This window comes from Oceanicoccus sp. KOV_DT_Chl, from assembly GCF_900120175.1.
GTDB lineage: Bacteria > Pseudomonadota > Gammaproteobacteria > Pseudomonadales > Dasaniaceae > Oceanicoccus.
In genome coordinates this window covers 2,424,551-2,448,619 of record NZ_FQLF01000002.1, presented here as the reverse complement: position 1 = coordinate 2,448,619, position 24,069 = coordinate 2,424,551, and the positions used below count along the sequence as shown (strand labels likewise).

General features: G+C 46.1%; 23 protein-coding genes and 1 pseudogene. 15 read left to right on the top strand and 9 right to left on the bottom strand.

What is annotated here, in order from left to right; genetic code table 11:
- The first annotated feature begins 26 nt into the window (after nt 1-26).
- The 3 genes from UNITIG_RS15325 to UNITIG_RS15315 all read left to right on the top strand — a co-directional run bounded on the left by UNITIG_RS15325 (nt 27) and on the right by UNITIG_RS15315 (nt 2,019).
- Nucleotides 27-779 carry a TIGR04219 family outer membrane beta-barrel protein gene (locus tag UNITIG_RS15325; RefSeq protein WP_101759166.1) on the top strand — a complete coding sequence of 251 codons (753 nt, stop codon included), beginning with the start codon at nt 27-29 and terminating at the stop codon, nt 777-779.
- 263 nt (nt 780-1,042) lie between these two features.
- Nucleotides 1,043-1,318, top strand: a complete 276-nt coding sequence (locus UNITIG_RS15320) for a DUF1971 domain-containing protein (protein ID WP_101759165.1) — start codon at nt 1,043-1,045, stop codon at nt 1,316-1,318.
- Between the two features lie 71 nt (nt 1,319-1,389).
- Nucleotides 1,390-2,019 carry a hypothetical protein gene (locus tag UNITIG_RS15315; protein WP_101759164.1) on the top strand — a complete coding sequence of 210 codons (630 nt, stop codon included), beginning with the start codon at nt 1,390-1,392 and terminating at the stop codon, nt 2,017-2,019.
- Nucleotides 2,020-2,082: 63 nt separating this feature from the next.
- On the opposite strand, the gene UNITIG_RS15310 is transcribed toward UNITIG_RS15315, so the two are convergent.
- Nucleotides 2,083-2,679 carry a CoA pyrophosphatase gene (locus UNITIG_RS15310; RefSeq protein WP_101759163.1) on the bottom strand — a complete coding sequence of 199 codons (597 nt, stop codon included), beginning with the start codon at nt 2,677-2,679 and terminating at the stop codon, nt 2,083-2,085.
- Nucleotides 2,680-2,784: 105 nt separating this feature from the next.
- Between UNITIG_RS15310 and UNITIG_RS15305 the strand changes: the two genes are divergently transcribed.
- Nucleotides 2,785-4,239, top strand: coding sequence for an ATP-binding cassette domain-containing protein (locus tag UNITIG_RS15305; protein ID WP_101759162.1), 1,455 nt, complete (start codon nt 2,785-2,787; stop codon nt 4,237-4,239).
- 287 nt (nt 4,240-4,526) lie between these two features.
- On the opposite strand, the gene UNITIG_RS15300 is transcribed toward UNITIG_RS15305, so the two are convergent.
- Genes UNITIG_RS15300 through UNITIG_RS15290 form a run of 3 tightly spaced genes read right to left on the bottom strand, consistent with a single transcriptional unit; the run spans nt 4,527 to nt 7,019 of the window.
- Nucleotides 4,527-5,363, bottom strand: coding sequence for a pirin family protein (locus UNITIG_RS15300; RefSeq protein WP_101759161.1), 837 nt, complete (start codon nt 5,361-5,363; stop codon nt 4,527-4,529).
- A gap of 51 nt (nt 5,364-5,414) precedes the next feature.
- Entirely contained in the window at nt 5,415-6,380 is a 966-nt protein-coding gene (locus tag UNITIG_RS15295) for a glutathione S-transferase family protein (RefSeq protein ID WP_101759160.1), read from the bottom strand.
- A gap of 54 nt (nt 6,381-6,434) precedes the next feature.
- Nucleotides 6,435-7,019 (bottom strand): FMN-dependent NADH-azoreductase, encoded by a 585-nt coding sequence (locus UNITIG_RS15290; protein ID WP_101759159.1) that lies wholly within the window; start codon nt 7,017-7,019, stop codon nt 6,435-6,437.
- 141 nt (nt 7,020-7,160) lie between these two features.
- On the opposite strand from UNITIG_RS15290, the gene UNITIG_RS15285 reads away from it, so the two are divergent.
- From UNITIG_RS15285 to UNITIG_RS24465, 3 genes are all read left to right on the top strand, one after another.
- The gene (locus UNITIG_RS15285; protein WP_101759158.1) at nt 7,161-8,069 is read left to right on the top strand and encodes a LysR family transcriptional regulator; all 909 of its coding nucleotides are present in this window, start codon (nt 7,161-7,163) and stop codon (nt 8,067-8,069) included.
- Nucleotides 8,070-8,206: 137 nt separating this feature from the next.
- Nucleotides 8,207-9,406, top strand: a complete 1,200-nt coding sequence (locus tag UNITIG_RS15280; RefSeq protein WP_235015416.1) for an NAD(P)/FAD-dependent oxidoreductase — start codon at nt 8,207-8,209, stop codon at nt 9,404-9,406.
- 95 nt (nt 9,407-9,501) lie between these two features.
- Nucleotides 9,502-9,675, top strand: coding sequence for a hypothetical protein (locus tag UNITIG_RS24465; RefSeq protein WP_235015415.1), 174 nt, complete (start codon nt 9,502-9,504; stop codon nt 9,673-9,675).
- 26 nt (nt 9,676-9,701) lie between these two features.
- On the opposite strand, the pseudogene UNITIG_RS25680 reads toward UNITIG_RS24465, so the two are convergent.
- Nucleotides 9,702-11,741, bottom strand: a pseudogene (locus tag UNITIG_RS25680) (transglycosylase domain-containing protein); the annotation flags it as partial.
- Between the two features lie 482 nt (nt 11,742-12,223).
- Between UNITIG_RS25680 and UNITIG_RS15270 the strand changes: the two are divergent.
- Nucleotides 12,224-13,222 carry an adenosine kinase gene (locus UNITIG_RS15270; protein ID WP_101759157.1) on the top strand — a complete coding sequence of 333 codons (999 nt, stop codon included), beginning with the start codon at nt 12,224-12,226 and terminating at the stop codon, nt 13,220-13,222.
- Between the two features lie 42 nt (nt 13,223-13,264).
- A complete protein-coding gene (locus tag UNITIG_RS15265) occupies nt 13,265-13,744 on the top strand; it encodes a Crp/Fnr family transcriptional regulator (protein ID WP_101759156.1) in 480 nt (159 codons plus the stop codon).
- 120 nt (nt 13,745-13,864) lie between these two features.
- Here the strand turns inward: UNITIG_RS15265 and UNITIG_RS15260 are convergent, their stop codons facing one another.
- On the bottom strand, nt 13,865-14,122 hold the full coding sequence (locus UNITIG_RS15260; RefSeq protein WP_101759155.1) for a hypothetical protein: 258 nt from the start codon (nt 14,120-14,122) through the stop codon (nt 13,865-13,867).
- Nucleotides 14,123-14,472: 350 nt separating this feature from the next.
- Here UNITIG_RS15260 and UNITIG_RS22885 point away from each other — a divergent pair, with 350 nt between their 5' ends.
- A complete protein-coding gene (locus UNITIG_RS22885; protein ID WP_145999189.1) occupies nt 14,473-14,919 on the top strand; it encodes a DUF6491 family protein in 447 nt (148 codons plus the stop codon).
- Here the strand turns inward: UNITIG_RS22885 and sfsA are convergent.
- From sfsA to UNITIG_RS24460, 3 genes are read right to left on the bottom strand one after another with little or no spacing between them, the layout of a single operon-like run.
- A complete protein-coding gene (sfsA, locus tag UNITIG_RS15255) occupies nt 14,881-15,591 on the bottom strand; it encodes a DNA/RNA nuclease SfsA (protein WP_101759154.1) in 711 nt (236 codons plus the stop codon). The two genes, UNITIG_RS22885 and sfsA, sit on opposite strands and share 39 nt — an antisense overlap.
- A 6-nt stretch (nt 15,592-15,597) precedes the next feature.
- Nucleotides 15,598-16,587: an aminotransferase class I/II-fold pyridoxal phosphate-dependent enzyme gene (locus UNITIG_RS15250; protein ID WP_235015447.1), complete on the bottom strand. Its 990-nt coding sequence runs from the start codon at nt 16,585-16,587 to the stop codon at nt 15,598-15,600.
- Nucleotides 16,588-16,607: 20 nt separating this feature from the next.
- Entirely contained in the window at nt 16,608-16,775 is a 168-nt protein-coding gene (locus tag UNITIG_RS24460) for a hypothetical protein (protein WP_235015414.1), read from the bottom strand.
- A gap of 376 nt (nt 16,776-17,151) precedes the next feature.
- Here UNITIG_RS24460 and dksA point away from each other — a divergent pair, with 376 nt between their 5' ends.
- The 5 genes from dksA (at nt 17,152) to UNITIG_RS15225 (ending at nt 23,325) form a co-directional block, all read left to right on the top strand.
- Nucleotides 17,152-17,589: an RNA polymerase-binding protein DksA gene (gene dksA, locus UNITIG_RS15245; protein ID WP_101759153.1), complete on the top strand. Its 438-nt coding sequence runs from the start codon at nt 17,152-17,154 to the stop codon at nt 17,587-17,589.
- Between the two features lie 131 nt (nt 17,590-17,720).
- Entirely contained in the window at nt 17,721-18,446 is a 726-nt protein-coding gene (gene gluQRS / locus UNITIG_RS15240) for a tRNA glutamyl-Q(34) synthetase GluQRS (RefSeq protein ID WP_235015413.1), read from the top strand.
- A gap of 241 nt (nt 18,447-18,687) precedes the next feature.
- A complete protein-coding gene (locus UNITIG_RS15235; RefSeq protein WP_101759152.1) occupies nt 18,688-18,894 on the top strand; it encodes a hypothetical protein in 207 nt (68 codons plus the stop codon).
- Complete coding sequence (locus UNITIG_RS15230) at nt 18,894-21,845, top strand: sensor histidine kinase (protein WP_101759151.1); 2,952 nt, start codon at nt 18,894-18,896, stop codon at nt 21,843-21,845. The genes UNITIG_RS15235 and UNITIG_RS15230 overlap by 1 nt, the downstream gene beginning before the upstream one ends.
- 154 nt (nt 21,846-21,999) lie before the next feature.
- On the top strand, nt 22,000-23,325 hold the full coding sequence (locus tag UNITIG_RS15225) for a sigma-54-dependent transcriptional regulator (protein WP_369809172.1): 1,326 nt from the start codon (nt 22,000-22,002) through the stop codon (nt 23,323-23,325).
- The last annotated feature ends 744 nt before the right edge of the window (nt 23,326-24,069 follow it).

The following is a 24,069-nucleotide window of genomic DNA, read 5'->3' as shown; positions in this document are numbered from 1 at the left end:
ATTAAATTATGTAACAGGGGACATATATGAACTACAAAATCATTCCACTTGCAGCCATCCCGCTGCTGGCAGCCGCCTCGGTAAGTCACGCTGACGCTCTAGGCTTTAGCATTGGCGCCAATGTCTGGCAGCAATCCTTTGAAGGCACAGTTTTATCGTCCAGTGACGAATCAAATACTATCGATCTGGAAGATGACCTGGACTATGGCGATGAAAACTCCACCAACTTTTACATCGCCTTCGAACACCCTATTCCCATTCTCCCCAATATCCGTTTAGCTCAAACAGAAATTGAAGTCGATGAAGCCACCCAATTTAATCGCGCCATTAGCTTTGAAGGAACGAGCTATGCGGTCAATGAACCCATCACCTCGACCAGCGACCTGAGCCACACCGATGCCACCCTCTACTACGAAGTACTGGATAACTGGATATCATTAGACCTTGGACTGACCGCACGGGTATTTAGCGAGGGCTTTGAAGTCAGCAGCAACAGTACATCCTCAGACTTTGATTTGGACGAGACCTTGCCGATGGTGTACCTGGCAGTCAAAGTTGAATTACCGCTAACCGGCTTATACGCAGGCGCTAACGGAAACTTTATTTCATACGATGGTAGCAGTGTTACTGACTACAGCATCAACCTTGGTTATGAGACTGAATTAGGCTTGGGCGTTGAAGCTGGCTTTCGCAGTTTCGACATTGACTACGACGATGACGACGAAGTAGCCGACATCACAATTGATGGTAGCTATATTGGTTTGTTTTATCATTTTTAATGACCAGCTAAATTAAATAATAAGGGAGCTTTTTGGCTCCCTTATTATTTTCAACAGTCCCAGGCTAAAATGGCAGGGCCAAGTCACACGCATAATCCAAGTAAATTATCGAATACGCTGCATCTGCTTTTAATAGGCTCAAGCTATTCTGGCTGGAGCCCGAACTTGCTCTAATCCCGACCAGACCCTAAATTGATTATTCAGTATCTGCCGCCCATGAAACACTGCCGCCTTTAAACCCAATCCATAGTAGAATAATATCTATGAAAACTATTCCCGCCAACGTATCAGCCTATAAACGTACCCCAGAATTTAATGAGCACACCATACCCGCAGGGCTGCTCAACACCCATAACACCAAAGAGGGTGTGTGGGGTAAAATTGTTATTCTTGAAGGAGAGCTGCGCTACACTATTAACGAACCGGAAACTGAAATCATGATATTAAACAGCGAAAACCCAGGCACCGTGGAACCGGCCATACGCCATCAAGTCGAACCATTGGGTAGTGTACGTTTTTATGTGGAATTTTATCGCTAAAACATCTACAACCAAACCTGCCACACCCTCGCGTACATATCCGTCACTTTATAAACAGGTCTAAAATTTTCATGCTCCGCCAGCTGTCTTTGTTCCTAGCGCTAACATTTAGCAACTATTATGCACATGCCGAATGCGATTGTCTTTGGCAAGGCTCTTTTAGCAAAGCATATAACCATGCTGATCTTATCGTCAGCGGAACGGTCGTCGCCAGCAAAGGAAATTCTGCTGACTTTTTTATCGATCAAACCTTGTTTGACCGAGGCATTAGCAATAAAGAATTTCTCTCTGTCATTCGCTTCTGGGGCAACACTAACAACAATAAATTATGCCGACCGGAGATTTCAGTATTTCCAACCAATACCCAATGGGTATTAGCCTTAAAAAAAATTGCTGAACTACCTGAAGATGGCTTTAACCCCAACACCCCCAACATAAGTTATGGCCGTATCAATGATTATTATATTTCGAGCTGCGGTGCCTATTGGCTAAAACTGGAGGAAGGGATGGTCACCGGAAACCTTGTTAAGGGCCGCCGTTGGGAATGGGAAAATAAAACAATGAATCCCGTCCTACTGGAATTAATCGACGCTTACATCAACAATATTATCCCCGAGCAAGCATTAACCGAAGCAGCTAAACCGCTGACAGAAACAAAAAAACTAATGGAAGAAACCAAGCGGTTTTTGCATACTCAATAATGCCTTGAAAAGCAGGCTCTTTGCCGTTTTATACGGTGTAGCGTAATTCACTAATCGCAACACCTACTTGTGCGCTGACACCAATAAATCCACCAGTTCATCCAGCATTGACAACGACAAACCCCAAATCAACCGCTCCCGATAATGGTAGCAAGGCAGATTCACCGACATCATTTTTAATTGCCACTTCATCGACTGGCGGTTTTCTTTAGCCGCTAAAAAATTAAGCGGCAGCCAAATAACTTCTGCCACCTCATAATTAATATTCAGCTCAGGGACTTTATCAATACTAAACACATAGGGAGTGATAACCATCCGCTGTCGCCCACGTAGCGCGTGCGTCCTCAAATCAGACAACCGCCCAAGAAATTTCGTGTGCTGCTTCATATCCAGGCCAATCTCCTCCCAGGTTTCGCGATGGGCAGTATGCAACGTATGATCATCATCCTGTTCTGTACGACCACCAGGAAACGCCATATGACCAGACCAACGATCCCCCTCACGCTCTGACCGCTTAATCATTAGTACCTCGATTCCAGTGTCTACCTGACGAAGAATCAGCGCGACGGCCGAACGATTAACAAAACGCCGATACCATTTTTTTTTCGGACGAAAACCCTCCAAACGGTGCCGCACCTGAGTAGTAGTCTTAATCAGCATAAAAATTTCTCAAATAAATTCTGCACAACAAAGTCGTTAATAGTAAAATTGTCGATCTTTGTGACTACCTATTTCACCACACTAGCCATTAACTGAACGATTCGCATGATTATACACTTTCAACAAGTCTGGGCAGCTTACCGCACCGACCCCATCCTCAGAGACATCAACTGGAAATGGCAAGATGACCAGCAATGGGCAATTCTTGGTGGCAATGGCGCCGGCAAAAGCGCCATTGCCCACTTAATGACCGATCAGTTGCGACCGCAGCGCGGCGAAATACTGCGCCAACCAACAATCGATCCCGAACATGATATTCTGCATTTAAGTTTTGAATTACAGCAAAAATTAATCGAACATGATATCCGCTTTGATGACAGCGAAACACGTGACGATGCGTTTGATGTAGGCACAACGGTTAAACAAATCGTCTTGCAGAAACAGATTGAAACCTCCCGCTTTACTGAAATAGCCAAACAGTGTCATATCGAACATATTCTTGATCGTGGCATTCGTTTTGTCTCAACAGGTGAAAGCCGCAAAGCACTACTGGCCAGAGCTTTGCTCAATCCACCTAAAGTGTTGATTCTCGATAATCCATTCGAGGGTTTAGACAAACAATCCCAACAAGAATTACACAATTTAATCGACACATTATTACTCAGCCCCATCAAAGTATTACTGCTGATTAAGCAAAGCGATGAAATTCCCGACAACATAAGTCATGTTATGCATTTACAGCAAGGCAACATTATGGCGCTAGGTGAACGACAAACTGTATTAGCCGCAGCATCGCAACAACAGCACCAACTAGTCATTGCCGATCTGCCGGTTGCCATGGAGCGGCGCTACGCGGTTGATAAAGCGCAACCGCTAATCGCCCTCAATCACGTCAACGTCAGCTATAAAGAACAAGCCATATTAACGGATATCAATTGGACACTAAATTGGGGCCAGCACTGCTGTATCGCCGGCCCTAACGGCGCCGGCAAGTCGACACTACTAAGCCTGCTTAGCGGCGATAACCACAAAGCTTACGGACAAGATATCCAGCTATTTGGAAACACCCGTGGCAGCGGTGAAAGTATTTGGGAGCTCAAAGAAAAATTCGGGGTAGTCAATACTCAATTGCAGCTTAATCATGTTGGCCGCACCCGGGTCGCTGAAGTCATTGCCTCAGGTTTATATGACAGCGTAGGGCTTTATCACCAATGCAGCGGCAAAGATCGAAAGATTGCTCTGGATTGGCTCAAAGTCATGGGACTGGAAGATATTGCCACACAATTTTTTAATCGACTGTCCTTTGGCCAGCAACGACTGGCGATGCTAGCCAGGGCGATGGTGAAGTCACCACTGGTGCTGGTACTGGATGAACCCTGCATTGGTTTAGACGAAGAGCATCGGCAACTCATCCTGGCACTTATTGATAAAATTGCCGACCGAGGCGAATGCCATATTCTGTATGTGAGTCATAGCGCCAACGAAATGCCCAGCTGCATTAACCAGCAACTATTGCTGCAACCCCACCCGGATGGAGGCTTTACTGCTAAAGTTAGTTAGCACTCGCATACCTCCAAGACGCTACAGAAGATATATTTGGTAATATTTAACAAATAACGACTAATAGCATATAGCCTTCTTTCAACTGTCATATTGATCTATTATCATGATTTCAATTCAGGGCTTATCATTCATTTATATGAGCGATAGGGCACTGGATTTGACCTCAATGTCTCCTTCCCCCCCTTGGGAGATAACAGCCTTTACCCGCTGGAGGTCAATAGCCCACCTCGAGGTTATAACCACTAAGGCTCCTCTGGAGCCTTTTTTTCTCCCACCAATAAGACTCAAGACTCACTAACCAGCTGCTGGTTATTAAAGTCAGCAATCGCCTGCTCAATCTGCTCCATTGTGTTCATCACAAAGGGCCCATATTGGGCGACGGGGTCTGACAGCGGCTTGCCACTAAGGACCAATAGCTCTGCGCCTTCTAACCCAGCAGCCAATGCAAGCGTATCTCCCGTGGAGTAAACCCCTAATTGACGAAGCTTCAGCACATCCGTTGCCCCTTGATAGAGATAAACCAGTGCCGCTTGGTCCGCACTGAAGTGTAACTCAACTTTTTCGTTAGCAGTCAAACTCACATCAGCTAAAATTGGCTGAGTTGTGCGCGCTGATAAAACACCTTTTAACTCACTCTGACCGATAGTTATATCACCGGCAATCACCCGCACCAAACCACCAGCAGGCAATTGTTGTTCAGGAATACTGGTAGAACTAATCTCCTGATATGCTGCCGGCTTCATTTTTTCTGCCGCCGGCAAATTTAGCCACAGCTGAAAACCGTGGAGCAATCCCTGTTCTTGCTCAGGCATTTCGGAATGAAGTACACCGGCTCCCGCTGTCATCCACTGTACATCACCAGCACCAACAACACCCTCGTTACCCATGTGATCACGGTGGCGCATTCGACCCGCCTTCATATAAGTAATCGTCTCAAAACCGCGGTGAGGATGTTCAGGAAACCCGCCAATATAATCAACGGCGTCCTCACTATTAATTTCATCAATCATTAAAAAAGGATTCAATATTACCTGCAACGGCTTACCAGCCAGACGATGAATTTTAACCCCATCGCCATCCTGAGCTGGCCGCGCCGCTATCACTTGCTGTATTATTCTCATCTCTGTTCTCCAAAGCACTGTCACAGAAAAACTAAATTCTCAGGCCAGTCGTTAAACTGCTGTAAACCGTTTCCGATCATGTTCGCCAGTAAAATCTTGCAAGGGCCCTAGAGGAATCACTCCGGTTGGGTTTATTGTTTGATGGCTGACGTAGTAATGGGTTTTAATATGCTCCAAGTTTACCGTTTCAGCCACACCGGGAACCTGGTATAACTCCCTCACATAACCACTTATTGCAGGGAAATCCGCCAGCAACTGCCGATTAGTTTTGAAATGGCCAAAGTACACCGCATCAAATCGAATTAAGGTAGTAAACAAACGCCAATCGGCCTCTGTTAAATGCTCACCTACTAAATAACGCTGTCGAGACAACAACTGCTCCACCCAATCTAACGCATCAAATAAGGTATGATAGGCCGCCTCATAGGCTGCTTGGGTGGTCGCGAAGCCCGCGCGATAAACACCATTATTAATAGCGTTATAAATCCGTTCGTTAACCTGATCTATTTCTTCGCACAGTGCCGCCGGATAATAATCCGCCGTGTTGCCGGTCAAGTGATTAAACGCGCTATTGAACATACGAATGATTTCTGCTGATTCATTGCTGACAATAGTCTTGGTTTTTTTATCCCATAACACAGGCACGGTTACACGCCCTTCATATTGAGTATCTGCTTTCAAATACAATTGATAGAGATAGTTAAAACCATAAAGCGGATCCGTCAACTCCCAACCATTTTCAAGCATTACAGGGTCAACCACTGTGACATCAATATACTCTTGCAGCTGTTTCAGTTGTCGAAAAATAAGCGTGCGGTGTGCCCACGGGCAAGCCAGCGAAACATATAAGTGATAGCGCCCTGACTCCGCTTTAAAGCCCGATTTCGCGCCAGCCACAGCTTCACCATCAGCCGTAACCCAACTTCTAAAACGGCTATCCTGACGCCGAAATTCACCGCCGCTACCGCTGGTGTCGTACCACTGATCAACCCACTGGCCATTTTGTAATAAACCCATCACTTCGCTCCTTTTCTGCTGACGTTAACAATATTTTCGCACCCACTTACCTCACTAAGCGGCCACCGACAACAACGCATCAATTTGTGATTTACCCTGTGCAATTACCTCTTCAGGCTTGCGCTTGGAACCACTGGCATCAATATGAAACACGTCCTCAATACCAATAAAACGACAGATATGCTCTAAGTAACGACTGGCAAAATCCATTTCACTGCCCACCGGCGTACCGCCTGACGCAGTAATAATGTATGCCCGTTTAACGCCTAGCAAACCCACAGGCCCCTGCTCGGTATATTTAAAACTTACCCCCGCACGACAGATGGCATCAATCCACTGTTTGAGTACCGCCGGAATTCCAAAGTTGTACATAGGCGCACCCAGTACCAGCGTATCAGCCTCTCTGAGTTCAGCAATCAACTGTTCTGACAGCGCCAACTGCTGCTGAAAACTCGCCCGCTGGCTATCAGCAGAACCATGCACCGCAATCAAATCTTCCGCGCTGATTGGCGCCAACGGCTGCATCGCAAGGTCGCGGCCAATCACTGTCTCAGCCAAACCTTCCACTAAATACTGTCCCAAAATGCGGGTATTAGAACCCTGTAGCCGAGCACTGCTATTGATATGCAAAACGGTCATATTATTACTCCTATCCCCTTAATTGGGCTTGATTTGATTAAGATGGACTCATTGTATCGTCCCAAAAATTTCTAATAAGAGGCAAAATTGAACTAATATGTTCTAAATTTTAGAACAATGAAGATTAGCGAGAACCTGACAATGAGCAGCAGAAACCCGATCAGTATCGAAGCACTTGAAACACTGGATGCAATTGACCGACGCGGAAGCTTCGCAAAAGCAGCTGAAGAACTGAACAAAGCAACTTCCGCCGTTTCTTACACCATCCAAAAACTGGAGGAACAGCTGGCTATCACCCTGTTTCAGCGTCAGGGTCGCCGCTCAGTGCTAACGCCTGCCGGTCATTTAATGTTGGCTGAGGGGCGAGATATTCTTGCTACCACCACCAAACTAGCCAATAAAGCCAAGGAGGTAGCCACAGGCTGGGAACCCAGAATCAATATCGCGATAGAATCACTACAGTCGTACCCCGTCTTTTTCGCGGTCATTCAGCAATTTCTGCAGCAGCATCCCACCGTTGAAATTGATATTTGCGAAAGCGTCCTCAATGGCGGCTGGGAAGCGCTGGAACAAGATCGCGTTGACTTGATCGTCGGCTCTCCTGGCCCGGTGCCGCTACAAAAAGGCTATCGCGCTATTCCCATTGGTCAGGCTGTGTTAATACCGGTTATTGCCTCCCACCACCCACAGGCCAAACTGGCCAGCGATCAACACGATATCAACGCAGCACTGCCCAACTTACGCCGTATCATTACGCACGACACCTCCTCAACCGATATTACCCGCAGTGCAGGCCTAAGCAGTGACGGGCAGAAGTTCTATGTGCAAACCATGGATCAAAAAGTCGAAGCCATCCGTGCAGGCATTGGTATTGGTCACTTACCTATAAGACGTATTGAAACGTATTTAAACGATGGCACCCTGGTAAAACTGGCTGTCAATGCAGTGACTAATTTCGAAAGTTTTATTGCGTGGAAAATCAGCCACAAAGGTAAAGGCCTACAGCAACTGACCACACTATTGGCTCAAGCTCGCTGGCATGAGGAGTAACCATAAACCGCTTACCGAATTCAAACCCTTCTAGTCCAAATGGACGAATCCAATCCTCTGCAAATCACTACACTGCAATCATTGTCACGGGCTGATACTTAATCAGCAGCCGGGTTAGCAATTCAGAGAGCATGACTATGAACACCAAAAAACCAAGCAGAAATTTGCGTTTTGTGATTATCGGCGCCGGTATGGCTGGCATTCTCAGCGGCATAAAATTACAACAAGCGGGTTATAGCAACGTCACCATTTATGAAAAAGCCAAAAAAATTGGCGGCACCTGGCGAGAAAATACCTACCCTGGGCTCACCTGCGATGTACCCTCGCATGCATACACCTATTCATTTGAACCCAATCCTGAATGGAGTCATCAATTACCTCCCGGCGCCGAAGTACAGCAATATTTTGAAGGTATAACCGCCAAGTACCAGCTGGAAAAAAACATTCAATTTAATCAGGAAATTAGCCGTTGCGAGTTTATTGATGGCCGCTGGCAGCTCGAAACAAAATCGGGCACTAAAGATCAGGCCGATATCGTGATCGCCGCAACCGGGGTACTTCACCATCCACGGATGCCTGATATTGCCGGTATTGATGATTTCGACGGCGCTATTTTTCATACCGCACGCTGGGATCACAGCGTACCTTTAGCAGATAAACGTATTGGCGTCATTGGTAACGGCTCAACCGGCGTGCAAATTATTTCTGCACTATCGTCACAAGCAGCCAAGTTGATCCATTTCCAGCGCACGGCCCAATGGATTATGCCCGTCGAAAACCCCGCTTTTACCGAGCAAGAAAAAGAAGCCTTTCGCAATGACCAGGCGCTACTAAAATTAATGCAAAAGCACCCGGATTATGTCGCCAGCGTTAATCGATTCACCGACGGAGTTTCCAACCCTGACTCTGCTGCCATGCAAGAAATCGAAGATATTGTATTGGCGAATCTGGAAAATAGTATTACTGACCCAATCCTAAAAGAAAAATTACGCCCCAATTATCGCGCGGCGTGCAAACGTTTAATTTTTTCACCTGACTACTATCAAGCTATTCAAAAAGAAAACGTACACTTAGAGGATCAAGCAATTTCCCATATAGAAAAGGACGGTGTGCGACTGAAGGATGGCACCTTACACGAGCTTGATGTAATCGCTTTAGCTAGCGGCTTTCATGCTGATCAATTTATGCGGCCGATGAATATTATTGGCAACAATGGCATCAAACTAAATGATGTCTGGGCCAGTAGTCCACGCGCCTACTTATCAATATCAATACCGGAATTCCCAAATCTATTTATGCTAAATGGACCCAATGGCCCGTCGGCAATTTCTCACTAATCGATATTGCAGAATTACAGTGGCATTATATTGAACAACTTATTGAGCAAATAACTAACCACGACTACCAACATATCTGCGCCTCGCAACAAGCGATGGATGCCTTTGATCAAAAACGTATTGCAGCGGCGAAGAAAACTATTTTTGGCTCAGGCTGTAATAGCTGGTATCTGGATAGCGAGGGCATACCTGCTACCTGGCCGTGGAATCTGGAGCGTTTCGAACAGGTAATGGCCACACCAGACTTTGACGCTTTTATCATGAGCTAATCACAAGCATTTAAAAATCTTTGCTAAAAAAGATTTTTAAACCAGCGGAAAACGCCTGGGATTGTCGTATCACAACTGCTACGCTCAGTCGGCGCTGTCCCTTGCAGAAAAGGTAAATACCGGGAGTATTCACAGACCTCCCGGCTCAGCAGACCAGTACGGCTATCTATCCAGTGGTAAGCAATACCTTCCGGCACTGAAAAATCTAACGGTTTATTACTGGTGCGCCTGATAAGCTCACCCCAGACTTTTAGCGCACCACTACTGCCGGTCAAACCGGCATTTTTATTATCATCACGCCCCAACCAGACCACCGCCAGATAATCACCAGCAAAACCAGCGAACCATGAATCCCGATGATCATTAGTCGTGCCTGTTTTACCCGCCACCTGATACCCTTTTGGTAGCTGTTGATTTACTGACTTTCCGGTACCCTCTTGCACCACTTCCAACATGGCGTAATGCAATAAATGCATTAATGGCTTTTCAACGGCCAGGTTTTTCCTTACCGGATAACGCGCTAACGCTGCGCCTTGATTATCGGCGATGTCTACAATCGAGCGCAATGGAATAGCAACACCAGCTGCAGCAATCGTTTGATACATCACCGTGACCTCCAAGGGTGACAACTCAGCACTTCCTAATAATAATGAAGGCAGTGCTGGCAATGGCCTGGTCACCCCCAAGCGCTGCACAATATCCAGCACACTCTCTAGCCCGACCTCCATCCCTAATCGCGCTGTCGCTTGATTGTAGGAGTGCGCCAACGCCCGATGCAGTAATACGTCACCATGACTTTCAAGACCAAAATTTTTCGGTTCCCAAACCGAACCATCGCGCCCCGTCACGGTAACATCCGCATCGCTAATAACCGACGCCAGGGTATAGCGCTGTGACTGCTGTAACGCCGCTAAATACACCGCAGGTTTAATCAACGATCCGATAGGACGCACCGCATCTAACGCCCGATTAAAACCGGCATAGCGCATTTGCCTTCCACCCACTACTGCTACCACATCCCCACTTTCAACAGCAGTGACTACTACAGCACCTTCAATTTCCTCTTCCTGTGCTGATAACACTGCAGCCAAACTGGCTTCTGCGTGATGCTGCACCACGGGATCGAATGCGGTAAATATTTTCATACCTTCAGTTTGTAAATTTTCTCTGCTGTAATCCCTGCGCAACTGTCGCTTTACTAGATCCAAATACGCAGGATAAACATTAGCCAAAGCGTTAGTCTTAGCCAAACCTAGCGGCAGTGGCTGTAAATATAACAACTCTCGCTCAGTAATCAGCTGTCTATCAGCCATCACTTGTAGCACTACATTGCGACGCTTTATCGCTCGCTCCGGGTGACGCCACGGATCATAGTATGAAGGACCTTTAACGATACCTACCAATAAGGCAATTTGACTGGCATCAAGCTCGTGTAGTGGCCGATTAAAATAATGTTGGCTTGCAAGTGCAAAACCATGGATGGCTCGTGCTCCTGCCTGCCCTAAATACACTTCATTAATGTACGATTCGAGGATTTTTCTTTACTAAAATGCCACTCCACCATTAGCGCCATTAATGCCTCTACCGCTTTACGCCATAAGCGTTTATCCGCGCTAAGATACACATTTTTAACCAATTGCTGGGTGATAGTACTACCACCCTGAACCGTTTGCCCCGCCTGAATATTCATCAACAAGGCGCGGCCAATCGCTTTTAGCGACAAGCCAAAGTGCTGATAAAAATCCCTATCTTCTATTGCTAATAATATCTCTTGCAGACTCTGCGGCACTTGCTCCAGCTTAACCAGCAAACGATCCTCATGATGCAGTGGGTAGATACTGCCAATTTCCAGCGGCTCCAATTGCACCTGAGTTAAAAGGCCGCCGCCAGCACGCTGCAAACTGATAATTTTATTATTGCCTATTTGCAATTCAAAACGCATCGGCTTAACTATCGAACCACTGGTTTGAAAGCCACGACTGGATATAGAAAACTTACTGGACTCACGGCTAAAGCTACCTGGTACACGCCAATCACTCCCTTGGCGATACCCTAGTAACTTCAATTCATAAAGCAAGTCCGCCTCAGTCAATGGCTGATTAACCGACAGCGACAGTGCGCGACCATAAACCCTCGTAGGCAGCTGCCATTGACGCTCATTAAGACTGTATCGAACCGACGCATCCAAATAAATAATTACCGCTAATACCAATACACTGATAGCAGCGGTCAACTTTAACCATGGAAAGCGAAACTTCCTCTTGGCAGGCTTGTTTGATTTAGCTGCAGTAGATGCCGTCCGGCTAGCAGCACTTCTTTTTTTCTTAGAGGATGCTTTACTCACTAATAATTCCAGTCATCACCAGCATTTCTTCACCTTTACTAAATTAGTACGTAATTTCGCATCCCTGCTTCAACCACTGACTTCCGACACAATAAAAAGGCAATAGTCTAACATGCAGGTCACTGATGATTGCATTCACTGCTTGAAACCGGATAATAAGCGACCAAATTTTACGAAACTCGATAAACACATCAGGATCACATCATGAAAACCTACCACCTCTACGGCATAGGTGCAGCCCTTGTCGACACTGAAATTGAAGTGAGCGATCAGGATTTACAAGATATGGGGGTTGAAAAAGGTTTAATGACGCTAGTCGACGCAGACCAACAACAACGCTTAACTGATCAACTAACTGGACATATGGTTCACGCCAAACTGGCCAGCGGCGGTTCAGCCTGTAACAGCATCTACGCTGCTAGCTGCTTCGGCGCAAAATCTTTCTATTCATGCAAAGTAGCCAATGATGACAATGGCAATTTTTTTCTAAACGACCTGAAGACTGCTGGCGTAGATTGCAATAGCCAGCACCACGGCGATGACGGCAATACCGGTAAATGCCTGGTGCTTATCACACCCGACGCCGAGCGCAGCATGAATACGCACCTTGGTATTAGTGAAAGTCTGTCAGCCGCACAAATTAATGCCGAGGCGATTGCCCAATCCGAATATCTCTATATGGAAGGCTATTTAGTGACATCTGATACCGGCCGCGCAGCAGCTATTCAAGCCAGAGAAATCGCTGAAAAAAACGGCGTTAAAACCGCCATCAGCTTGTCTGACCCAGGCATGGTGGAGTTTTTCAAAGACGGTTTACAAGCAATGATCGGCACCCAAGTGAGTTTATTGTTTTGTAATGAGGATGAGGCCAAGGGCTGGGCTGATTCTGATAATATCGACGATGCGATTACCGCACTAAAACTGATAGCTGACACTTTTGCTATCACTATGGGCGCCAAGGGCGCGCTTATATTTGATGGTGAACGGTTAATTAATATCGCCGCGAATAAAGTGAAAGCCATCGACACCAATGGCGCCGGCGATATGTTTGCTGGTGCTTTTTTATTCGCCATAACACATGGACACAGCTACCAAACCGCTGGAGAACTGGCAAGCCTTGCCGCTGCCAATGTCGTCAGCAACTATGGGCCGCGCCTTAATGCAGATAAACATGGCGAACTCTTAACGCGCATTCTAAACTAAGCAGCAATCATAATAATTAACCACAAGTAGAGAGGCAATTGCATGCAGACAGAGGACCGCATCCACTTACTGCAGGCTATGCCTTTTTTTGGTGCCATAAAAGATAGCAGTGTCGCATTAATTCTGGAACTATCGCTAACACTCACCACTAAAGCCGGTGATATTTTTTTTAAGCAAGGCGCGAATGGTGATTCATTATTTTTGTTAGAGCATGGACGAGCGGTTATTTACAAAGAGTTTAACCAACAGGAATACGTTTTACGTTACGTGAGTGATGGTGATTGTTTCGGCGATTTAGCACTCATCGACTTCACTACCAGAAGCGCGTCAGTCAGAGCCGAAGCCGACTGCACTGCGATTAAAATACCATCCTCCGCCCTGCATCAGCTTTACCAAACTGACCCCGAGCAATTTTTATTAATACAAATGAATATGGCACGTGAAGTCAGTCGACGGCTACGCCAAGCCGATGATCGTTGGTTTCAAATGCAGCTGGCCACTAGCTCCAGTCACTCCGGATAAACACATTTACCAACATCTGTTCAATGAATAAGAAAACCTCGTCCAGGCATGAGACTGCTATTCTCATAAAGCGCCTATTCGAGGTAAGGAGACAGCCTCGAGGCTGTTGCTGAAAACCGATCATTTAAAGCCCACACAGGATAGCACTACCGAAATTAATTTTGCTGTGTTATCGGTGCCGGTCTTTTTCAATAAACTATCAAGCTGATCCCTTAGCTGCTCACGAGGGTGATGAAGCTCATCAAAAACATCATCCAATGTTTTGCCTTGTACCAAATGCAAACACAGTATTGATTCAGACTCGGTAAAATTGAAATATTGAATAACTACCATTGGCAGATGAGTAAATTCCGCGCTTGCTTCATATATTGAATGCATATATTTACCACTCCCTGCCCTATTCCTTTCCGGCTTTACCAACTGCGCGGGGTTAACGCTGCTATCCTTATTGACTAATTTATAATTGTTAGTTGCATATTACTCTGAAACCAATACTCTTCCACATCAGGTTTCCGGTAATACTTTGCAGAAAGGCGTTATAGAAGTGGCATATATTGTGAGGATGCATAAGCACTTATTTTTATAGACCGATAAAAACCGAATCACCCCCTCAAACTTATAGCAACAAGCTATTACGCCTTAAATTTATTAAACTTATGACATGTTTGCATTAACATTTAGTCAAATTTCACCATTCACTATCACACCACAGGACGACAATCATGCACTTGAGCACCAGTATAATTTTTCTCGTTTCGATACTTCTATCTGCATGCAGCACCACTGAATCCAAGCCAGCACCAACACCGGAACAGCTCGCTACCGAAAAGGGATATACACTCTCAGAACCCGTTGACCGAATTATGAATTACCGGCTCGATGGCTGGAATTACATTAACTCGAAAGCGCTGATCATCCACTCTGGCCCCAGCCAGAGTTATCTGGTTACACTACAAATTAGATGTCCTGAACTTTCTTCAAGAGAAGTGATCGCCACCACGTCAACCGGCACATCAATGCAAGCCCGCTTTGATGCCATCATTGTTCGACAAACAGGCGGCACACCACAAAAATGTTATATCGATGAAATTTACAAACTGGAAAAAAATAAAAAGAAGACAACAAAAAATAATGCATTACACCTGCCGGCTAATTACCGGCAAAGCACGCTCTAAACTAATCGCCTCCGGAGTAACACTGGCGGCATAAGCTATAACCTCTACCCCTGCCGCTACGGCTTCGCGGAACGTATCCGCATACAGTTGATCAATAACATCAGCGGGAGCCACTTTTTCTATCCCCGTATGCTGTACACAAAAAAATAATACCGCTCGATGCCCCTGCTGTTTCATTGCTATCAATTCCCGCAAATGCTTAGTGCCACGCGCGCTAACTGCATCTGGAAACACACCCAAACCAGCATCCATTAATAGCGTTACCGACTTCACTTCGATGAAGCACTGCTCTATTGAATTTTCCAACAATAAATCAATGCGGCTATTCTCGGCGCCATATTTGACTTCGCTACGTATTTTTTCATAACCTAACAATTCCGCGACCACTTTATTTTCAATCGCTTCTTTGACCAATGCATTCGCTTTTGCTGAATGAATACACACGCGATCACCCGCGGAGGTTTGTACCAACTCCCAGGTGTTAGGGTATTTACGTTTTGGATTATTGGAACTAGACAACCACACTTTAGCACCAGGCTCAGCGCAGCCAGTCATAGCACCTGTATTTGGACAGTGCACTGTAATAGCGTCACCACTGTCAAGAATCACATCAGCCAGAAAACGCTTATAACGCTTTACCAAAGTGGCCGGGATTAATGGCGGACAACGCATCAAATATCAACCAAAAATTGCATCCAGTCGCCGTACCACTTCCTGCAGCTGCTCCATGCTGGTGGTGTAAGCAAATCGCACGTGCTGCTGCGATAAGTGACTACCAAAGTCTGCCCCTGGTGTAATCGCTATTCCATGCTGCTCCAATAAGTTCAGACAAAACTCACTACTATTATTAGAAAATTTACTAATGCCAGCATAGATATACAAAGCACCTGCGGGCGTATGGGGAATATCAAAACCCAAGCGTCTCAACTCCGGTAATAAATAATCACGACGGCGAGCAAACTCTTCCCGACGTGCATCTAATATAGTTCTAGTGGCAGGCTCAAATGCGGCCAAGGCGGCATATTGACTCATCGTTGACATAGAAATAAATAAGTTTTGCGCCAGCTTTTCCAAATCGGCCACCGCATGTTCCGGCGCCACCAACCACCCCAATCGCCAGCCGGTCATACCGAAATATTTTGAGAAGCTATTAATGACAAAGGCCTGATCTGTAATTTCTAAAATCGACGGTGCAGGCTCGTCATAACTTAAACCGTGATAAATTTCATCGACTACTAAATGCCCATTATTAGCACAACATAAATCGAATAAATCACTCAACTCTTGCCGCGCTAATATCTCGCCACTAGGGTTTGCCGGTGAAGCCACCATCGCGCCGATGGTATTGCCCTGCCAATGTTCTGCGGCTTTGTTAGCAGTCAATTGAAAACGATCTTCCGGCCCCACCGGCACTAACTGACCCTCTCCTTCAACTAAGCGTAAAAAATGACGATTGCAGGGGTAACCCGGATCAGTCATTAGCATGCCATCACCGGGATTAATCAATAACGCCGCAATCAATAGCAGCGCACCGGATGCTCCTGGAGTGATCATTATTCGCCGTGGCGCTATTTCCACTCCATACTCCTGTAGATAAAAGGCGGCTAGCGCTTGTCGTAGCTCGGGAATACCTGCTGCCTGACTATAGGAAGTTTCACCCCTGCCCAGAGAGGCTTGGCCGGCCTTGATTATGGGGGCCGCCGTACCAAAATCTGGCTCCCCGCCTCCAGATGAACAATGTCTCGCCCTTCCGCAGCGAGTTGTTTGGCACGATCCAGCACCTCCACAACCCGAAAAGGCTCGATGTCTTGCAAACGAACAGCAAAAGGCCGGGTAATTTTAGACGTAGTAGCCACGTAAGAGATTCCTGATAGATGGTCTGAAAACAAAACGATATGTTAACAGTCTTAGTTGGTCTTTTAGCTAACTGAACAAAACTTTAATCACACTTTTTAACGCCGCCAGAATGACCGCCATAACGCCATTAAAATGAAAGTGCGATTGGCGAATTTGAATCAAATATTTACCCAACCCCCAGAGTAGCTATTTCGCGCAATTATCTGGTAGCACTGGCTGTTGAAATCTGGTACTTTTGGCGGTTTGCAAATGATTGCTCTGCCGATCCAAATTAGCCGATCTCATATTACTCATAGATTTACCGATAGGATCAACGAACGCACAAGGCAGAATACAGTATAAATTTTAGTAGCTAGCCACAAGTGAGACGTAGCAATGCCCAAAAAGACCGCAGCTCAAAGCAATTTTAATAACTTCACCCCTTATAAAGCTAAAAAAGGTGAAGAGTATATGAACGAGAAACAGCGCGAGCATTTCCGCGGCATCCTGCTGTCATGGAAGTCTGAGTTAATGGAAGAAGTCGACCGCACAGTCAGCCATATGAAAGACGAAGCAGCCAATTTCCCCGACCCAGCCGATCGCGCTACCCAGGAAGAAGAGTTCAGTCTGGAGCTTCGCACCCGTGACCGCGAGCGTAAACTGATCAAGAAAATTGAAAAGACAATCAACCTGATTGATGCCGATGACTATGGCTTTTGCGAAGCCTGCGGTGTTGAAATAGGCATCCAGCGCCTGGAAGCACGCCCTACCGCGACCCAGTGCATTGACTGCAAAACATTAGATGAGATCAAAGAAAGACATCAGATGGGTTAATTATTGACCAGAGCAGCAGCAACTGTAGTTTGCAATTAAACGGGAGAGTCTCTACTGGATTCTCCCGTTTTTTATTAGAGCCCATTTCAATAACTCACTTTATTATGCTCTCATGAAGCCACCTTTTTGCCATGACTAAGCCCGAACCACCGCCTTATATTGGTCGCTTCGCCCCATCGCCTACCGGCTTATTACATATAGGCTCATTGATCGGTGCAGTCGCCAGCTATGTTGACGCCAAAGCGCATCAGGGTAAATGGCTGGTTCGTATTGAAGATCTTGACCCTCCCCGCGAAATAACCGGTGCCGCTGATGCTATTTTGCATAGCCTCGAACAACACGGCCTGCATTGGGATGATTCAGTCATGTGGCAAAGCCAACGTCACCAAGCCTATCAACACACCATAGAGCAGCTACAGAGCAGCAACCATATCTTTTATTGCAGCTGCTCCCGCAGCAACTTAAAAGCCAATAAAGGCATTTACCCCGGCCGCTGCCGCCATCAACAACACCCCCCAAAAAATGCCGCCGCCATTCGCCTTGTTGTTCCTGATCAATCTATTGGTTTTGACGACGCCATTCAGGGCTATTACGCACAGCAATTGAAACAAGAGGTCGGGGATTTCGTGCTGCAACGCAAGGATGGTTTATTTGCCTATCAACTGGCTGTGGTAGTCGATGATCAACAGCAGCAAATCAGCCACATTGTGCGCGGCTCCGATTTACTCGACTCCACCCCCGACAAATCTGGCTGCAACAAATACTGGGGTTTGACCCCCCCCAGTATGCCCACTTTCCCGTTATCACCAATCAACAGGGGCAAAAGCTCAGCAAACAAACCTTTGCCAAACCGTTGAGCGATCAAGTCTGCGAGAATTTATTGCTAACGCTAGCCTTTTTAGCACAACCTGAGCCCCCCATAGAGCAAAGCAAAAAGCCAGCAGATATTTTAGACTGGGCAGTGGCAAACTGGAGCTTGAACCGCATCAGTAAAACACTAGCAATGGCCCAATAAATTTAGCCAATGTGAGCTTTTGCAACTTAGCAATAGCTTGCGTAGTATCCCAACCATTAAGACGCGACTCCACTGGATCAGCCATGCGTATAAATCCTACCCTGTTACTACTTATGCTTGTCATTTTTGTTTTCGCCCCCTCCATTCAGGAGTGGGTAACACAAGGCGGCACTGCCTGGTACCGCCCTTATCAATTATGGTTAAGCACTATTATTTTCGTATGGTGGAGCGTCAAGCGTATTGAGCGCAAACAAAATCAAGCGCGCAAAGAAACGGAAAATAATAATTAATGAAATTTGAACTTTATCAATTATTTATTATTGGCCTGGGATATTTATTTCTGCTATTTGGCATTGCTCACTTGGCCGACCGAGGCCGCATCCCTGAAAAATTTATCCGCCATCCTCTTACCTACGTTTTATCGTTAGGCGTTTTTACTGGCGCATGGGCTATCTACGGCATCGTTGGTCTGGCCCACGAATACGGCTACGGCTTTTTATCGTACTATCTGGGCATTGCGGCAACATTTATTTTTGCCCCACTACTACTAGGCCCTATTTTACGAATTTCCCGTTCCTATTTGCATAGTTCGCTAGCGGACGTTTTAACCTTTAGATTTCGTAGCCAATGGGCCGGCTCCTTAATCACCATTTTTATGGTGTTAGCCATATGGCCACTACTAGCACTACAAATTCAAGCGGTAACAGACAGCCTATATTTATTAACGGCCAATAGTAATGCCTCCTTTGACAACAATACCCGCCACAATACATTGGCCTTTATTTTCTGCTTGGTGATTTGTTTGTTCACCATTTCTTTTGGCTCTAAACATTTAACGGCCCACGAGCGCCACAATGGTTTAGTTGCCGCCATAGCATTTGAATCAGTAGTAAAACTCATAGCTATACTCAGCGTTGGCGGCGTTGTGATTTTCCATGTTTTTGGTGGTTTTGACGGTTTGGATTTATGGCTAAACCAAAACCCGGAAATTGTGTCACTACTGAACTATCCCATGCGCGAAGATTCTTCTCGCGCCTTGCTGTTGATTTTTTTCTCATCAGCCGTTGCGATGCCACATTTATTCCATATGATTTTTGCCGAAAACCCTAATATCAAAGCGATGCAAACCGCCAGCTGGGGAGTGCCACTACTACTAATGCTGATGAGCTTACCCGTGCTTCCCATTTTATGGGCAGGCTTTAAACTTGGCACACCATTATCGCCTGAGTATTTTACCCTCGCCATTGGCATAGAACTCGAATCTAGAACGCTGTCGATATTGGTTTATATTGCCGGCTTATCCGCCGCCAGTGGCACCGTCATTGTTACCACTATTGCACTAGCCTCCATGTGTCTAAAACATTTGGTATTACCGATTTATAGACCTGGCAATCATCGCGATATTTATCGCTGGCTATTGTGGATACGCCGGGTACTTATTGTATTTATTATTCTCACTGGCTATACGTTTTACCGCTTTATTGCAGGCCGCGAGACGCTTTCCAATTTAGGCCTGGCTTCTTTTATCGCTACCCTGCAATTTTTACCTGGAATCCTAGCTGCCCTCTACTGGCAAGGTGCAAACCGCAATGGTTTTATTGCCGGCTTAATAACCGGCTTTAGTGTTTGGTTCATCACCCTGTTGCTACCCATTTTTAGTAACTTTGACCCCGAACTAATCGGTAAACTTTTTTTCAACTTGCCTACCGATGATTTATGGAGCTCAGCCACCATGCTGGCACTCGGCATGAACATGCTTGTTTTCGGACTGGTCTCACTGCTAACCAAAACATCTGAAGAAGAAAAACTGGCCGCAGAAGTTTGCTCCACTGACGATCTTAGTCGCCCCAGCAGACGCTTGCTCAGCGTAAAAAACCCCTCCCAAATGAAAGAGCAATTAGCCTCTGCACTGGGCACTCGCACAGCTCAACGCGAAGTCGACAGGGCCTTGAAAGAAATGCAAATCCCCCCCAGTGAAACACGCCCTTTCGCCTTGCGCCGTTTGCGTTATCGACTGGAAGCCAATCTTTCAGGCTTAATGGGTCCCTCCGTCGCTCACGATATGGTTAATCAATTACTGCCTTACGAAGCTGATGGCGAAAGAGGTCGCAGTGAAGATATCAACTTAATTGAAGTGCAATTGGAAAACTACAAAATACACCTCACCGGTCTTGCTGCCGACCTTGATAATCTTCGCCGCTACCATCGTCAAACCTTACAAAACCTACCAGTAGGTGTTTGCTCCTTAGGAAGGGATAACGAAATTCTGATGTGGAATGATGCCATTGCCAACTTTACTGGTGTCGCAACTCATGATGTGATCGGCTCAAACCTGCACAACTTACCCACACCATGGGGCAAATTACTCAGCGATTTTATCAATAAACCCAACCCGCGCTTATACAAGCAGCAACTGGATATTGATGGCAGCCATCGTTGGTTCAACTTACACAAAACCATAGTTGATCCGATCAACACACTGAGCAATGACGGCAGAGTGATTGTGCTAGAGGACACTACCGATGTGCAGCTATTGGAAGATGAGCTACTTCACAGCGAACGACTAGCGTCTATTGGCCGTTTGGCGGCCGGGGTAGCACACGAAATTGGCAACCCTGTCACCGGCATAGCCTGTCTGGCACAAAATTTACGCTATGACACAGACAATCCGGAGAGCCTCGAAACCGCACAAGAAATTCTGGTACAAACTGAACGCGTTTCAAAAATTGTACAGACATTAGTAAATTTTGCTCACGCCGGCTCGGAAGGTGCCAACCGGGAATTAGCGCCTGTGCACATTAAAATCTGCGCTGATGAAGCTATCCACTTACTGGGTTTAAACAAAGGCGCTAAAGAAGTACAGTTTGAAAATCATTGTGACAATGAATATTACGCTATCGGCGACAGCCAACGATTGCTGCAAGTCTTTGTCAATCTCCTTAGCAATGCCCGAGATGCCAGTCAGCCCAATGGTCTTATAACAGTAAGCGCGGAAGCCACCACCAGCCAGTTACACATCCATGTCACTGACCGTGGCACAGGTATCAACCAGAAACTGCAAGAGCAAATCTTTGACCCCTTCTTTACCACCAAAGAAGCCGGCGAAGGCACAGGCTTAGGTCTCTCGTTAGTGTATAGCATTGTGGATGATTTAGGCGGCACCATTAACGTTGAAAGCCCCGCCGATAAAGTGCATGGCGGCACCCGCTTTACCATCAGATTAATGCGCCATCATGGCTGAGCCAGTGGCCCCAAACATAAATGCCAGGAAACTTTCAACTGTTACCATGCACGATGGTTTGTCACTTTTTGTACTGGCATAAACACGAAAGACGGGGTATGTTACCGTCATACTCAAATTCTTTCAGTTAATCGCCAAAATCAAGGTTTATTCAATGGAACACATCCTAATAGTTGAAGACGAAACAGTCATTCGTAGCGCCCTGCGTAAACTATTAGAACGCCATGAATACCAAGTTAGCGAAGCCGGAGCAGTTAAAGAAGCGCTGGATAAATTTGACCTCAGCCGCTTTGACCTGATTATCAGTGACTTGCGCCTGCCAGGCGCCCCCGGTACCGACCTCATCAAACAAGCGGGGGATGTGCCGGTACTAATTATGACCAGCTATGCCAGCCTGCGCTCAGCTGTCGATTCCATGAAAAGTGGTGCTGTAGATTATATTGCCAAACCATTTGATCACGATGAAATGCTGGATGCCGTTGCCGCTATCATCGCCAACCACTCTCCCCAGAGCATCCCTCAAGAACAGCGCACCGCCGCCAGTGTTAAGCGAGGTCATCCCAATCTGGGCCAAATGATTGGTAACTGCCAGCCAATGGTCAAACTCTATGAATATATCGACAAAGTCGCACCTACTGACACTACCGTTCTTGTCCACGGCGAAACCGGGACTGGCAAAGAACTCGTCGCCAAAGCCATCCACGCCTACAGTCATCGCACCGAGCAACCGTTTATCAGCGTAAACTGTGCGGCGATTCCAGAAACATTGATCGAATCCGAGCTATTCGGCTATGAAAAAGGCGCATTTACCGGCGCCAATACCAACCGAATGGGCTTAATTGAAGCCGCTGATGGTGGCACCCTGTTTCTGGATGAAATCGGCGAATTACCTTTAGAGGCCCAAGCGCGACTGCTGAGATTTATTCAGGAAGATGAAATCCGCCGCATTGGTGCGGTTGAATCACGCAAAGTCGATGTACGCCTAATCTGTGCCACCCACCGTGATCTGAAAACACTGGCCCATGAAGGGCAATTTCGCCCCGATTTGTACTACCGCATCAATGTCATGCAACTGGTACTGCCACCACTAAGAGAACGCGGCAAAGATATTCTGGAACTGGCTGAAACGATCCTTGAACGGCGCTGCGCTCAATTCAACAAGCCCATGAAAACGTTCTCCCCCAAAGCCATCCAGGCCATTACTACCTACACATGGCCGGGCAATGTACGCGAGCTGGAGAATGTGATTGAAAGGGCCGTCATATTGGAAGACGGTGATACCATTACCAATGAGCAGCTGAATATTGATCTTGAATTAGTTAATGTCACCCAGATTCGCAGCAAGCGATTAGGTAGCGAGCCCACAGCAACCCCCAGAACACCAGCAACGCAGCCTCTATATCAGACGACGAATCTCAAGAAGACCTGTCACTGGAAGATTATTTCCAGCGATTTGTACTTGAGCATCAGGACTCTATGAGTGAAACGGAGCTCGCGCGTAAATTAGGTGTGAGCCGTAAATGCTTATGGGAACGTCGCCAGCGACTAAGCATTCCGCGCAAAAAAGGGGCTAAATCCGCGTCGTCGTAACTCCCCGCCAGCGAAAGCCTCACCCGCCCGCTCCCATGATGCAAAGTGTAATAAAGTCACAAAAAATGACGGTTTACCGGCGCGATCAACTTTTAATCACTATATAACAAAGCTGGTAAGAACAAAGCGCGATAACGAGACATTACTCGCCGACAACTTCGTTACCAGACGATTACATATGTAACAAACACCGAGTAAGATGGTAACAACGACTTGACTAAATGAAGATTTACTCGTGATTAGAGTTTATAACATATTGATAAATAAGAACTTTTAATATTGGCACGGGGTATGCAATAGTTTTAAGCATAATAAAAATAATACATAAAAATAATAGTTATAAAATAATAAAAACAATGAGACCTGGATGGGGAAGAGCGATCTTCCCTCATCAATTTCCTACCTAAAACCCTAATACTTAACTCTCTTCTAATGCCATCCTGATTTTCTATATCCCAGAATAATTCAGCCGCCAAACAGATAAATCAGCCAAAATTAATTAATAAACCCCTATTTCTTAATTTAACAGCTTATTGCGATTAATTTATAACCAATCTCCTATTCATCGCTACCAGTTGTTAAAGCTGTATATTCGTCAACTAACTGTTACTAGTTTACCAAGATCGTAACGAAG